Source organism: Enterobacter ludwigii (genome assembly GCF_001750725.1).
Taxonomy (GTDB): domain Bacteria; phylum Pseudomonadota; class Gammaproteobacteria; order Enterobacterales; family Enterobacteriaceae; genus Enterobacter; species Enterobacter ludwigii.
In genome coordinates this window covers 2,650,366-2,663,658 of sequence record NZ_CP017279.1, presented here as the reverse complement: position 1 = coordinate 2,663,658, position 13,293 = coordinate 2,650,366, and the positions used below count along the sequence as shown (strand labels likewise).

Here is a 13,293-nt window from a genome sequence, read left to right as displayed (position 1 = left end):
TTATGTGGCTGCCTGCGGCGATACTAGGCGGCACACCAGGGTGTGCTTCAGGATCGCAAACGTCACCCTTTTGACCGATACGTGAAAGGAAAAATAAGATGGATGATCAGTTAAAACAGAGTGCTCTCGATTTCCATGAGTTCCCTGTCCCAGGTAAAATTCAGGTCTCCCCGACAAAACCGCTGGCGACTCAGCGCGATCTGGCGCTGGCCTATTCGCCCGGCGTCGCGGCGCCGTGCCTCGAAATCGAAAAAGATCCGCTGGCAGCCTATAAATACACCGCGCGTGGCAACCTGGTCGCCGTGATCTCTAACGGGACGGCGGTGCTGGGATTAGGCAATATTGGTGCGCTGGCCGGTAAGCCCGTGATGGAAGGCAAGGGTGTTCTGTTCAAGAAATTTGCCGGTATTGACGTGTTCGATATCGAAGTGGATGAGCTCGATCCTGATAAATTCATCAATGTGGTTGCCGCGCTGGAACCGACCTTCGGTGGGATCAACCTCGAAGACATCAAAGCGCCGGAATGTTTCTATATCGAGCAGAAACTGCGCGAGCGTATGAACATTCCCGTGTTCCATGATGACCAGCACGGTACTGCGATTATCAGCACCGCGGCCATTCTGAACGGTCTGCGTGTGGTTGAGAAAAATCTCTCTGACGTGCGTATGGTGGTTTCCGGCGCAGGCGCGGCGGCAATCGCCTGTATGAACCTGCTGGTGGCGCTGGGCATGCAGAAGCACAACATTGTGGTCTGCGACTCCAAAGGCGTTATCTACAAGGACCGTGAGCCGAACATGGCGGAAACCAAAGCGGCCTACGCGGTAGAAGACGACGGTAAACGCACGCTGGAGGACGTAATTGACGGCGCGGATATCTTCCTTGGCTGTTCAGGCCCGAAAGTGCTGACCCAGGAGATGGTGAAGAAAATGGCGCGTGCGCCAATGATTCTGGCGCTGGCAAACCCGGAACCGGAAATTCTGCCGCCGCTGGCAAAAGCCGTGCGTGAAGATGCCATTATCTGTACCGGTCGTTCCGATTACCCGAACCAGGTGAACAACGTTCTCTGCTTCCCGTTCATCTTCCGCGGGGCGCTGGACGTGGGCGCGACGGCGATCAACGAAGAGATGAAGCTCGCGGCCGTTCATGCCATTGCGGAACTGGCGCATGCCGAGCAGAGCGAAGTGGTCGCCTCGGCGTATGGTGACCAGGATCTGAGCTTTGGCCCGGACTACATCATTCCAAAACCATTCGACCCGCGTCTGATTGTCAAAATCGCCCCGGCGGTTGCTAAGGCGGCAATGGACTCCGGCGTGGCGACGCGCCCCATCAAAGATTTCGATGCTTACGTCGATAAGCTCACCGAGTTTGTCTACAAAACCAACCTGTTTATGAAGCCCATTTTCTCCCAGGCGCGTGCCGACGCGAAACGCGTGGTGCTGGCGGAAGGGGAAGAGGCGCGCGTTCTGCATGCCACGCAGGAGCTGATCACCTTAGGTCTGGCGAAGCCAATCCTGATCGGTCGTCCGAGCGTTATCGAGATGCGTATCCAGAAGCTGGGGCTGCAGATCAAAGCGGGTGTGGATTTTGAGATCGTTAATAACGAATCCGATCCGCGCTTTAAAGAGTACTGGAACGAATACTACGCGATCATGAAACGTCGCGGGATCACCCAGGAGCAGGCGCAAAAGGCCGTGATCAGCAACACGACGGTGATCGGGGCGATCATGGTCCACCGCGGTGAAGCGGATGCGTTGATCTGCGGCACGATCGGTGATTACCACGAGCACTTCAGCGTGGTGCAGGAGATCTTCGGCTATCGCGAAGGGGTCCACACCGCCGGGGCGATGAACGCGCTGCTGCTGCCAAGCGGCAACACCTTTATTGCCGACACCTACGTTAACGACGATCCGAGCCCGGAAGAGCTGGCGGAGATCACCGTGATGGCGGCAGAAACCGTGCGTCGCTTTGGGATTGAACCGAAGGTGGCGCTGCTGTCGCACTCCAACTTCGGTTCGTCGAAATCAGCGGCGGCGTGCAAAATGCGCCAGACGCTGGAGCTGGTTCGCCAGCGTGCGCCGGAACTGATGATTGACGGCGAGATGCACGGTGATGCTGCGCTGGTGGAGAGCATTCGTAACGAACGCATGCCGGACAGCCCGCTGAAAGGTTCTGCAAACGTGCTGATTATGCCGAACGTGGAAGCGGCCCGCATCAGTTACAACCTGCTGCGTGTCTCCAGCTCTGAAGGGGTCACCGTAGGACCGGTGCTGATGGGCGTGGCGAAGCCAGTGCACGTGTTGACGCCGATTGCTTCGGTGCGTCGTATCGTGAATATGGTAGCACTGGCGGTGGTTGAAGCGCAGACGCAGCCGCTGTAAGCGCTGCGCCTGCCGGTATTACACCCAGTCCCGAATCGTAATAAAGTCTTTCAGGGCAGCCTCCGGGCTGCCTTCTTTTGGTTCGTAGCTGTACTCCCAGCGAACCAGCGGCGGCATCGACATCAAAATGGACTCCGTGCGCCCGCCGGTCTGAAGGCCAAACAGCGTACCGCGATCCCATACCAGGTTGAACTCTACGTAGCGACCACGGCGGTAAAGCTGGAACTCGCGCTCGCGCACGCCGTAGTCGGTATCTTTACGCCGCGCCACGATCGGCAGATAGGCCCCGGTATACCCTTCACCTACCGCCCGCATAAAGCTGAACGCGGTATCAAAATCTGGCGTGTTGAGATCGTCAAAGAACAGCCCGCCAATGCCGCGCTGCTCATCGCGGTGCTTCAGATAAAAATAGTCATCGCACCATTTTTTAAATTTCGGGTAGATGTCGTCCCCAAACGGCTGACAGAGATCGCGTGCGGTGGTGTGCCAGTGCACGGCATCTTCTTCAAACCCGTAGTAGGGCGTTAAGTCAAAACCGCCGCCAAACCACCAGACCGGATCGGCCCCGGGTTTTTCAGCAATAAAAAAGCGCACGTTGGCATGGCTGGTCGGCACATACGGGTTGTGCGGATGAACCACCAGCGATACGCCCATTGCTTCGAAACTGCGGCCTGCCAGTTCTGGTCGATGGGCCGTGGCGGAAGCAGGCATCGCGTCTCCGTGGACGTGGGAAAAATTGACGCCAGCCTGCTCAAAGATGCCACCGTTACGCAGCACGCGGCTGCGTCCGCCGCCACCGGCTTCGCGCTGCCAGCTATCTTCCTGAAATTCACCGCCATCTGCGGCGGCCAGTTTCTGGCAAATCTCATCCTGCAGCTGCAGCAGGAATGTTTTTACCAGCTGTGCATTGGGTTTCATCAACGTTTCCTGGAGTGCGCTTTCTGGTTATCGAACCAGTTGAAGTAACTGATTATGCCTGAGGCGATGGCGTTGGCGATCTTCTGGCGAAACGCGGTGGTGCCGAGCAGGCGCTCTTCCTCCGGGTTGGTGATGAACGACGTCTCCACCAGCACGGACGGAATTGACGGCGACTTAAGCACCACGAACGCCGCCTGTTCGGTGCTCCTGCTGTGCAGGCGATGCACCGGTTTAATCTTCTTCAGAATATGCGAGCCGAGCGTCAGGCTGTTTTTAATAGTGTCCGTCTGAACGAGGTCAAACAGCACCTGCTGTAACAGATGATCTTTGTCGGTGGCTTTTTTCCCCGCAACCTCATCCGCCCGGTTTTCACGATCGGAGAGATATTTCGCCATGGCGCTACTCGCCCCACGGTTGGAGAGGGCGAACACCGAAGCTCCCGCCGCCGACGGGTTGGTAAAACCGTCCGCGTGAATCGACATAAACAGATCGGCACCGTGCTGGTGGGCGATCTCTACGCGGTCGTACAGCGGAATAAACGTGTCGCCAGAACGCGTCAGGCGGGCGTCAATGCCATTGCTGCGTAAAATTGCGCGCACATTTTTTGCAATCGCTAACACGACATGCTTTTCTTTCGCACCGTTTTTACCAATAGCGCCGGTATCAATTCCGCCGTGACCGGGGTCCAGCATGACCAGACGCTTCGCGCCCGGCTTTTTCGATTTCGGTTTACTGTGTCCGTTACTGGTTTTGAGCGTCCTCTCTTCTTTAGCCTGAGCCTGCTGTGCGATGCCCGTTAACGTTAAGGCCGCCAGCCCCGCTTTGAGAACCTGACGACGCGATGTGAGTGCTTTTAATGGTTTGAATGTGCTCATGCGGCCTGAATTGTAAAAATTGGGGTCCTGGTGTTATATCGTATCGTGATTAGCGTTACGACAGTCCTTATTGAGAATTGTTTTACTTTTCATTTCAATACGTGACAAAGTGACATTATGCCAAATTTTGGCGAGTTTTTCCCCGGTTATTGGCTAAACGCGATGTTCACGCCATAATCACTGTTTTTAAACCCGAAAAGGCGGTTAATACCATGGAGATACGCGTTTTTCGCCAGGAAGATTTCGAAGAGGTGATCACCCTTTGGGAGCGCTGCGATCTGCTGCGTCCGTGGAACGATCCGGAAATGGATATTGAACGTAAGCTGAATCACGACGTCAGTCTGTTTCTGGTTGCAGAAGTCAACGGCGAGGTGGTGGGAACAGTGATGGGCGGGTACGACGGCCATCGCGGCTCGGCCTATTATCTGGGCGTGCACCCGGAATTTCGTGCGCGCGGCATCGCCAATGCGCTGCTCAATCGGCTGGAAAAGAAACTCATTGCCCGCGGCTGCCCGAAGATTCAGATCATGGTGCGGGAAGATAACGACGTGGTGCTGGGCATGTATGAACGTCTGGGTTATGAACACGCGGACGTACTGAGCTTAGGTAAGCGCCTGATAGAAGATGAAGAGTACTGAGATCCATCCGGCAGATTATGATGCGCAAGGGCGTGTCAGGCTGCCCTTTTTGTTCTGGTGCGTTTTGCTGCTGCAGGCCCGTACCTGGGTGCTGTTTGTGATGGCCGCCGCGTCGCGCGGGCAGGGCGATACCCTTCTGACGCTCTTCTATCCCGATCACGATGCCTTCTGGCTCGGCTTGCTGCCGGGCGTGCCGGCGGTGGTGGCGTTTTTATGCAGCGGGCGACGGCATACGATCCCGCGCCTGTGGGGTGCGCTTCGCTGGCTGCTGATCCTCGCTCAGTTTGCGCTGCTCGTCTGGCAACCGGTGCTCTGGTGGAACGGTGAACCGCTTACGGGTATCGGTATTGCGCTGGTCGTAGCGGATATCGTGGCGCTGCTGTGGCTGCTGACGAATCCCCGCCTTCGCGCCTGTTTTACGCATCAGGAAGATTAACCTGGCACTTTTTGCCGATACCGCACTCCAACAAGCGTTGATTTAACACGTAAGGACGTTTCAATGAAATCGCTGCGTTTACTTTTATGCGCTCTCCCGCTGGCGTTAACCGGCTGTTCAACGCTCTCATCAATTAACTGGTCTGCGGCCTATCCGTGGAACTGGTTTGGCTCTTCAACGGAAGTGACCGAGCAGGGCGTGGGGAAAATTACCGCCGCGACGGCGCTGGATCAGGACGCCCTTCAGGATGCACTGGGTGGCGGTTATCGCCTGCGCAGCGGTATGAAAACAGAAAACGGCAATATCGTGCGTTATTTCGAAGCGCTGAAGGGTGACACGCTGGCGCTGGTGATTAACGGTGATAAAGGCACGGTAAACCGCATTGCTGTGATGGACGACGACATCCCAACCGAAAGCGGTGTGAAAGTGGGAACCCCGTTTAGCGAACTCTATAAACAGGCCTTCGGCAACTGCACCAGTGCCCCGTCTGACGACGGCGTGGCGGTGGAATGTAAAGCGCAGGGCAGCCAGCATATCAGCTATCTCTTCACCGGTACCTGGAGTGGTCCGGAAGGTTTAATGCCGTCTGACGACACGCTGAAAAGCTGGAAAGTGAGCAAAATTATCTGGAAGCAGTAATTTGCGCCTGAACAAACCGTCTCGCTGAAATACGGGTATAATAGCCGCCATCAATGCCACGCTGACGTGGCATCTTTATTTCAGGAGGAGCGATGTCTCAGGTTCAGAGTGGCATTTTGCCAGAACATTGCCGCGCGGCGATTTGGATTGAAGCCAATGTTAAAGGGGATGTGGATGCCCTGCGTGCGGCCAGTAAAGCGTTCGTTGATAAGCTGGCCACCTTCCAGGCCAAATTCCCGGATGCCCATCTGGGCGCGGTCGTTGCCTTTGGTCATAACGTCTGGCGTCAACTGAGCGGTGGCGAAGGTGCCGAAGAGCTGAAGGATTTTATCTCTTACGGTAAAGGCCTGGCACCCGCAACGCAGTTCGACGTGCTGATCCACATTCTCTCGCTGCGTCATGATGTGAACTTCTCCGTTGCCCAGGCGGCGGTTGCGGCTTTTGGTGACAGCATTGACGTTCAGGAAGAGATCCACGGTTTCCGTTGGGTGGAAGAACGCGACCTGAGCGGCTTCGTTGACGGAACTGAAAACCCGGCGGGTGAAGAGACGCGTCGTGAAGTGGCGGTGATCAAAGACGGTGTCGACGCGGGCGGCAGCTATGTGTTCGTCCAGCGCTGGGAGCACAACCTCAAGCAGCTGAACCGCATGAGCGTGCATGACCAGGAGATGATGATTGGCCGTACGAAAGAGGCCAACGAAGAGATCGACGGCGATGCCCGTCCTGTCACCTCTCACCTGAGCCGCGTTGACCTTAAGGAAGACGGGAAAGGTCTGAAGATTGTTCGCCAGAGCCTGCCATACGGCACAGCAAGCGGTACCCACGGTCTTTACTTCTGTGCGTACTGCGCGCGCCTGCATAACATCGAACAGCAGCTGCTGAGCATGTTTGGCGATACCGACGGCAAGCGTGACGCCATGCTGCGCTTCACCAAACCGGTGACCGGCGGCTACTACTTCGCCCCGTCCGTCGAGCGTCTGCTGGCGCTGTAAGTGCTTTCCACCCTCTCCCGCACGGAGAGGGCTGGGGTGCGGACCACGACGGGCTGCACCCTTATTCTCTTTTCTGCTTGTAAATCACCAAACGGTATATAAAACCGTTACTCCTTTCGTCCTCGTTATAAATATTATGACTATAAGATAGTCATCACATTTATAAGGGTGCGCAATGGCCGTTACTGTACTGAAAAAAGGATCGCTGGCACTGGCAGGTTTGCTGCTGGTGGCACAGGCGCAGGCTACTGAGCTGCTGAACAGTTCGTATGATGTTTCCCGCGAGCTGTTTGCCGCCCTTAACCCACCGTTTGAACAGCAGTGGGCGAAAGACAACAACGGCGACAAGCTGACCATTAAACAGTCACACGCAGGGTCGTCCAAGCAGGCGCTGGCCATTCTCCAGGGGCTGAAAGCGGATGTGGTGACCTATAACCAGGTCACTGACGTGCAGATCCTGCACGACAAAGGCAAGCTGATCGCCGCTGACTGGCAGAGTCGTTTGCCGAACAACAGCTCACCGTTCTACTCCACCATGGGTTTCCTGGTGCGTAAGGGCAACCCGAAAAATATCCACGACTGGAATGACCTGGTGCGTTCCGACGTGAAGCTGATTTTCCCGAATCCAAAAACCTCCGGTAACGCGCGTTATACCTATCTGGCAGCGTGGGGCGCGGCGGACAAAGCTGACGGTAACGATAAAGCGAAAACCGAGCAGTTCATGACCCAGTTTCTGAAAAACGTCGAGGTGTTTGATACCGGCGGTCGCGGTGCGACCACGACCTTTGCAGAGCGCGGCCTGGGCGATGTGCTGATCAGCTTTGAGTCGGAAGTGAATAATATCCGCAAACAGTACGAGGCGCAGGGTTTCGAGGTCGTTATCCCGAAAACCAATATCCTCGCCGAGTTCCCGGTAGCGTGGGTAGATAAAAACGTGCAATCCAACGGCACAGAGAAAGCGGCAAAAGCTTACCTCAACTACCTGTACAGCCCACAGGCGCAGACGATCATTACCGATTACTACTACCGCGTGAATAACCCGGATGTGATGAACAAACTGAAGGATAAATTCCCGCAGACCGAGCTGTTCCGCGTGGAAGACCATTTCGGCTCCTGGCCTGATGTCATGAAAACGCATTTTGCCAGCGGCGGTGAGTTAGACAAATTGCTGGCGGCGGGGCGTAAGTAATGTTTGCAGTCTCTACCAGACGCGTGCTGCCGGGCTTTACCTTAAGCCTCGGGACCAGCCTGCTGTTCGTCTGCCTGATCTTATTGTTACCGCTCAGCGCGCTGGTGATGCAGCTTGCGCAAATGAGCTGGGCGCAGTACTGGGAAGTGATAACCAACCCGCAGGTCGTCGCAGCCTATAAGGTGACGCTGCTGTCGGCGTTTGTGGCGTCCATTTTTAACGGGGCCTTTGGCCTGCTGATGGCGTGGATCTTAACCCGCTACCGTTTCCCGGGCCGTACGCTGCTCGACGCGTTAATGGACCTGCCGTTTGCGCTGCCGACGGCGGTGGCGGGCTTAACCCTTGCCTCGCTCTTTTCCGTGAACGGGTTTTACGGTGAGTGGCTGGCGAAGCTTGATATCAAAGTGACCTATACCTGGCTCGGTATCGCGGTCGCGATGGCGTTTACCAGCATTCCTTTTGTTGTACGCACCGTGCAGCCAGTGCTCGAAGAATTAGGCCCTGAATACGAAGAAGCGGCGGAAACGCTGGGTGCCACGCGCTGGCAGAGCTTCCGCAAGGTCGTCCTGCCTGAGCTTTCTCCGGCGCTGCTGGCCGGTATCGCGCTGTCGTTTACCCGTAGCCTCGGTGAGTTCGGCGCGGTTATTTTCATTGCCGGGAACATTGCGTGGAAAACCGAAGTCACCTCGCTGATGATTTTTATCCGCTTGCAGGAGTTTGATTACCCGGCGGCGAGCGCAATTGCCTCGGTCATTCTTGCCGCATCGCTGCTGCTGCTCTACTCAATTAACACTCTGCAAAGTCGCTTTGGTCGACGCGTGGTAGGTCACTGATGGCGGAAGTTACTCAATTGAAGCGATACGATGCTCCCCGTATCAACTGGGGAAAATGGTTTCTGATTGGTACGGGCGTGCTGGTGTCCGCTTTCATTCTCGTCGTGCCGACGATTTATATTTTTGTTCAGGCGTTCAGCAAGGGGGTGATGCCCGCGCTGGAAAACCTGGCGAACCCGGATATGCTGCACGCCATCTGGCTAACCGTACTGATTGCGCTTATCACGGTGCCGGTCAACCTGGTGTTCGGTACGCTGCTGGCCTGGCTGGTAACGCGCTTTAACTTCCCGGGACGTCAGCTGCTGCTGACCCTGCTGGATATCCCGTTTGCCGTGTCGCCGGTAGTGGCCGGTCTGGTTTATCTGCTCTTCTACGGCTCTAACGGCCCGCTGGGCGGCTGGCTGGATGAGCATAACCTGCAGGTCATGTTTGCCTGGCCGGGCATGGTGCTGGTCACGGTGTTTGTAACCTGTCCGTTTGTGGTGCGCGAACTGGTCCCGGTGATGTTAAGCCAGGGCAGCAATGAAGACGAAGCGGCAATTCTGCTGGGCGCATCCGGCTGGCAGATGTTCCGCCGCGTGACGCTGCCGAATATTCGCTGGGCGCTGCTCTACGGCGTCGTGCTGACCAATGCCCGCGCCATTGGCGAGTTCGGTGCAGTTTCGGTCGTCTCGGGCTCCATCCGCGGCGAAACGCTGTCGTTACCGTTACAAATTGAATTACTGGAACAGGACTACAACACCGTCGGTTCCTTTACTGCCGCAGCGTTACTGACGCTGATGGCGATTTTGACCCTGTTTTTGAAGAGTGTGGTGCAGTGGCGTTTAGAGAACCAGGAAAAACGTCAGCACCAGGAGGGAAATCATGAGCATTGAGATTGCCAATATTAAGAAGTCTTTTGGTCGCACCCAGGTGCTGAATGATATCTCGCTGGATATCCCTTCCGGACAAATGGTGGCACTGCTCGGGCCGTCTGGCTCGGGTAAAACCACGCTGCTGCGCATTATCGCCGGGCTTGAGCATCAGACCAGCGGACATATTCGTTTTCACGGTACCGACGTAAGCCGTTTGCACGCCCGCGACCGTAAAGTGGGCTTTGTGTTCCAGCATTACGCCCTGTTCCGCCATATGACCGTGTTCGATAACATCGCTTTCGGTCTGACCGTGCTGCCTCGCCGCGAGCGTCCGGATGCGGCCACCATCAAAGCGAAAGTGACCAAACTGCTGGAGATGGTACAGCTTGCGCATCTGGCTGACCGCTTCCCGGCGCAGCTTTCCGGCGGCCAGAAGCAGCGCGTTGCGCTGGCGCGGGCCCTGGCCGTTGAGCCGCAAATTCTGCTGCTGGATGAGCCGTTTGGCGCGCTGGATGCGCAGGTGCGTAAAGAGTTACGCCGCTGGCTGCGTCAGCTGCATGAAGAGCTGAAATTCACCAGCGTCTTCGTCACCCACGATCAGGAAGAGGCGATGGAAGTCGCAGACCGCGTGGTGGTGATGAGCCAGGGGAACATCGAGCAGGTTGATGAACCAGAGCAGCTCTGGCGTGAACCGGCGACCCGATTTGTCCTCGAGTTTATGGGCGAAGTTAACCGGCTGCAGGGCACCATCCGCGGTGGGCAATTCCACGTGGGCGCACACCGCTGGCCGCTGGGATACACCTCCGCACATCAGGGGCCGGTCGATCTGTTCCTGCGTCCCTGGGAAGTGGACGTGAGCCGCCGGACGAGTCTGGATTCACCGCTGCCGGTGCAGGTGCTGGAAGCTAGCCCTAAAGGGCACTACACCCAATTGGTGGTACAGCCGCTGGGCTGGTATACCGAGCCGCTGACGGTGGTGATGCGTGATGACGAGCCGCCGTACCGGGGCGAACGCCTGTTTGTTGGGCTGCAGCATGCCCGTATTTATCATGGCAATGAGCGCATAGAGACGCGCGAGGATATTGCTCTGGCGGAGTCAGCCTGATAGGTTAATGACACGTAGTTTGACCGGAGGCGCTGCGCTTAGCCGGTCTGGAATATGATCTCCGTATGCCCGGAGCGCTGCGCGCCACCGGGCTTTTTATTGGACAGCGATCTTGAACACATTAGAACACACCATCGGCAACACCCCTCTGGTCAAACTTCAGCGCATGGGGCCGGACAACGGCAGCGAAATCTGGGTCAAACTCGAAGGCAATAACCCTGCCGGTTCGGTGAAGGACCGGGCTGCGCTCTCCATGATTGTGCAGGCCGAAAAACGCGGTGAAATTCAGCCCGGCGACGTGCTGATTGAAGCCACCAGCGGTAACACCGGTATTGCGCTGGCGATGATTGCCGCGCTGAAAGGCTATCGCATGACGTTGCTGATGCCCGATAACATGAGCCAGGAGCGCCGTGCGGCGATGCGCGCCTATGGTGCCGAACTGATTCTGGTCTCTAAAGAAGAGGGGATGGAAGGGGCGCGCGACCTGGCGCTAGCCATGGCCGAACGCGGTGAAGGCAAACTGCTCGATCAGTTTAATAACCCGGATAACCCGTACGCTCACTACACCACTACCGGTCCGGAAATCTGGCAGCAGACCAACGGGCGCATCACTCACTTCGTCTCCAGCATGGGCACGACAGGCACCATTACCGGCGTATCCCGTTTTCTGCGCGAGCAGGAAAAGGCGGTAACGATTGTGGGTCTGCAGCCGGAAGAGGGGAGCAGCATACCGGGTATTCGCCGCTGGCCGGCGGAATACATGCCGGGCATTTATAACGCCCAGCTGGTGGATCAGGTGCTGGATATTCATCAACGCGAGGCGGAGAATACGATGCGTGAACTGGCCGTGCGTGAAGGTATCTTCTGCGGGGTCAGCTCGGGTGGCGCGGTAGCGGGAGCATTGCGTGTTGCGCAGGCACATCCCGGGGCTGTCGTGGTGGCGATTATCTGCGACCGCGGCGATCGCTATCTTTCTACCGGCGTCTTTGGTGAAGAGAGTTATACGCAGGGGGCGGGGATTTAAGCGTCATGGAGATGATTTTATTCCGGGATAACACCCGGGCGCAGCAAACCGATATTGTCGCGGTACAGTCGCAGGTGGTTTACGGCAGCGTGGGGAACAGCATTGCGGTGCCGAATATTCGTACCCACCGGCTGACCGTCACCGCCGTGCCGACCGTGCTGTTCAGCAACACGCCGCACTACGATACCTTTTACGGCGGCGTGATCCCCGATGAATGGTTCAGCGGGTATCTTAAGGCGCTGGAAGAGCGCGAGATCCTGCGCGAGCTTAAAGCCGTTACCACGGGCTACATGGGCAGCGCCAGCCAGATAAAATGCCTGGCGCAGTGGCTCACCGCGATCAAAGCGCAGCATCCTGACCTGCTGGTGTTGGTTGACCCCGTTATTGGCGATATTGACAGTGGGATGTATGTGAAACCTGATATCCCTGAAGCGTATCGGGAGTACCTGCTGCCACTGGCGCAGGGGATCACGCCTAACGTCTTTGAGCTGGAAGTGCTAAGCGGCAAACCGTGTCGTACGCCTGAAAGTGCTATAGCGGCAGCGCAGGGGTTACTTTCCGACACGCTGAAATGGGTGGCCATTACCAGTGCGCCGGTGGCGGACGATCCGGAGAATATTCACGTGGTGCTGGTTACCCGAGACGGTGTGACCGTCAGTGCGCATCCGCGTGTTGAAACGGACCTGAAAGGCACGGGCGACCTCTTCTGTTCAGAGCTGGTGAGCGGGATCGTTGAGGGCAAAACCGTTGCCGATGCGATTCGCATGGCAGGAGACCGCGTCACAGATGTGATGATTTATACGCAGTCGAAAGGCTACGACGAGCTTATCCTGCCCGCATAAACAAAAATGGCGCCCGAAGGCGCCATTTTTCTGTGCGGCAAGAATTACTTCTTGATGCGGATAACCGGGGTTTCACCCACGGTGACGCTGCCAGACAGTTTGATCAGTTCTTTGATTTCGTCCATGTTGGAGATAACAACCGGCGTCAGGGTAGACTTGGCTTTTTCTTCCAGCAGTGGCAGATCGAATTCAATGACCGGGTCGCCAACTTTAACACGCTGGCCTTCTTCCGCGATACGTTTGAAGCCTTCGCCTTTCAGTTCAACGGTGTCGATACCGAAGTGAACGAACAGTTCGATACCGCTATCAGATTCGATAGAGAACGCATGGTTGGTTTCAAAAATTTTACCGATGGTGCCGTCAACTGGAGCAACCATTTTGTTGCCAGTTGGTTTGATAGCAATGCCATCACCAACGATTTTCTCAGCAAACACTACATCCGGCACGTCTTCGATGTTGACGATCTCGCCGGAGAGCGGAGCAACAATCTCAATAGTTCCGGAGTCTTTCTTATCATCAGAAACCAGAGATTTCAGTTTATCGAACAAACCCATGATCTTCTCCTAAGCA

General features: G+C 56.4%; 14 protein-coding genes. 11 read left to right on the top strand and 3 right to left on the bottom strand.

Annotated features, from left to right (window positions below):
- The first annotated feature begins 98 nt into the window (after window positions 1–98).
- Entirely contained in the window at window positions 99–2,378 is a 2,280-nt protein-coding gene (gene maeB, locus BH714_RS12485; RefSeq protein ID WP_014171100.1) for an NADP-dependent oxaloacetate-decarboxylating malate dehydrogenase, read from the top strand.
- An 18-nt stretch (window positions 2,379–2,396) separates the two neighbouring features.
- On the opposite strand, the gene hemF is transcribed toward maeB, so the two are convergent.
- Window positions 2,397–3,296: an oxygen-dependent coproporphyrinogen oxidase gene (gene hemF / locus BH714_RS12480; protein ID WP_025203494.1), complete on the bottom strand. Its 900-nt coding sequence runs from the start codon at window positions 3,294–3,296 to the stop codon at window positions 2,397–2,399.
- On the bottom strand, window positions 3,296–4,171 hold the full coding sequence (amiA, locus tag BH714_RS12475) for an N-acetylmuramoyl-L-alanine amidase AmiA (protein WP_040018097.1): 876 nt from the start codon (window positions 4,169–4,171) through the stop codon (window positions 3,296–3,298). Before amiA ends, hemF begins: the two co-directional genes overlap by 1 nt.
- Before the next feature lie 212 nt (window positions 4,172–4,383).
- On the opposite strand from amiA, the gene BH714_RS12470 reads away from it, so the two are divergent.
- The 10 genes from BH714_RS12470 (at window position 4,384) to pdxK (ending at window position 12,723) form a co-directional block, all read left to right on the top strand.
- Window positions 4,384–4,809, top strand: a complete 426-nt coding sequence (locus BH714_RS12470) for a GNAT family acetyltransferase (RefSeq protein ID WP_020883079.1) — start codon at window positions 4,384–4,386, stop codon at window positions 4,807–4,809.
- Window positions 4,796–5,245, top strand: a complete 450-nt coding sequence (locus tag BH714_RS12465; protein WP_040018096.1) for a DUF2919 domain-containing protein — start codon at window positions 4,796–4,798, stop codon at window positions 5,243–5,245. The genes BH714_RS12470 and BH714_RS12465 overlap by 14 nt, the downstream gene beginning before the upstream one ends.
- A 63-nt stretch (window positions 5,246–5,308) precedes the next feature.
- Window positions 5,309–5,884 carry an RpoE-regulated lipoprotein gene (locus BH714_RS12460; protein ID WP_020883081.1) on the top strand — a complete coding sequence of 192 codons (576 nt, stop codon included), beginning with the start codon at window positions 5,309–5,311 and terminating at the stop codon, window positions 5,882–5,884.
- Window positions 5,885–5,976: 92 nt separating this feature from the next.
- Window positions 5,977–6,876, top strand: a complete 900-nt coding sequence (locus BH714_RS12455; RefSeq protein ID WP_040018095.1) for a Dyp-type peroxidase — start codon at window positions 5,977–5,979, stop codon at window positions 6,874–6,876.
- 175 nt (window positions 6,877–7,051) lie between these two features.
- Window positions 7,052–8,065 (top strand): thiosulfate/sulfate ABC transporter substrate-binding protein CysP, encoded by a 1,014-nt coding sequence (gene cysP / locus BH714_RS12450; protein ID WP_014171093.1) that lies wholly within the window; start codon window positions 7,052–7,054, stop codon window positions 8,063–8,065.
- Complete coding sequence (cysT, locus tag BH714_RS12445; protein WP_020883084.1) at window positions 8,065–8,898, top strand: sulfate/thiosulfate ABC transporter permease CysT; 834 nt, start codon at window positions 8,065–8,067, stop codon at window positions 8,896–8,898. The genes cysP and cysT overlap by 1 nt, the downstream gene beginning before the upstream one ends.
- Window positions 8,898–9,773: a sulfate/thiosulfate ABC transporter permease CysW gene (cysW, locus tag BH714_RS12440; protein ID WP_040018094.1), complete on the top strand. Its 876-nt coding sequence runs from the start codon at window positions 8,898–8,900 to the stop codon at window positions 9,771–9,773. Before cysT ends, cysW begins: the two co-directional genes overlap by 1 nt.
- On the top strand, window positions 9,763–10,857 hold the full coding sequence (gene cysA / locus BH714_RS12435; protein ID WP_014171090.1) for a sulfate/thiosulfate ABC transporter ATP-binding protein CysA: 1,095 nt from the start codon (window positions 9,763–9,765) through the stop codon (window positions 10,855–10,857). Before cysW ends, cysA begins: the two co-directional genes overlap by 11 nt.
- Before the next feature lie 112 nt (window positions 10,858–10,969).
- Window positions 10,970–11,881 carry a cysteine synthase CysM gene (cysM, locus tag BH714_RS12430; protein ID WP_014171089.1) on the top strand — a complete coding sequence of 304 codons (912 nt, stop codon included), beginning with the start codon at window positions 10,970–10,972 and terminating at the stop codon, window positions 11,879–11,881.
- Between the two features lie 5 nt (window positions 11,882–11,886).
- Complete coding sequence (gene pdxK / locus BH714_RS12425; RefSeq protein ID WP_014171088.1) at window positions 11,887–12,723, top strand: pyridoxine/pyridoxal/pyridoxamine kinase; 837 nt, start codon at window positions 11,887–11,889, stop codon at window positions 12,721–12,723.
- Between the two features lie 44 nt (window positions 12,724–12,767).
- Here pdxK and crr read toward each other — a convergent pair whose 3' ends face one another.
- A complete protein-coding gene (gene crr, locus BH714_RS12420) occupies window positions 12,768–13,277 on the bottom strand; it encodes a PTS glucose transporter subunit IIA (protein WP_003861316.1) in 510 nt (169 codons plus the stop codon).
- Between the last annotated feature and the right edge of the window lie 16 nt (window positions 13,278–13,293).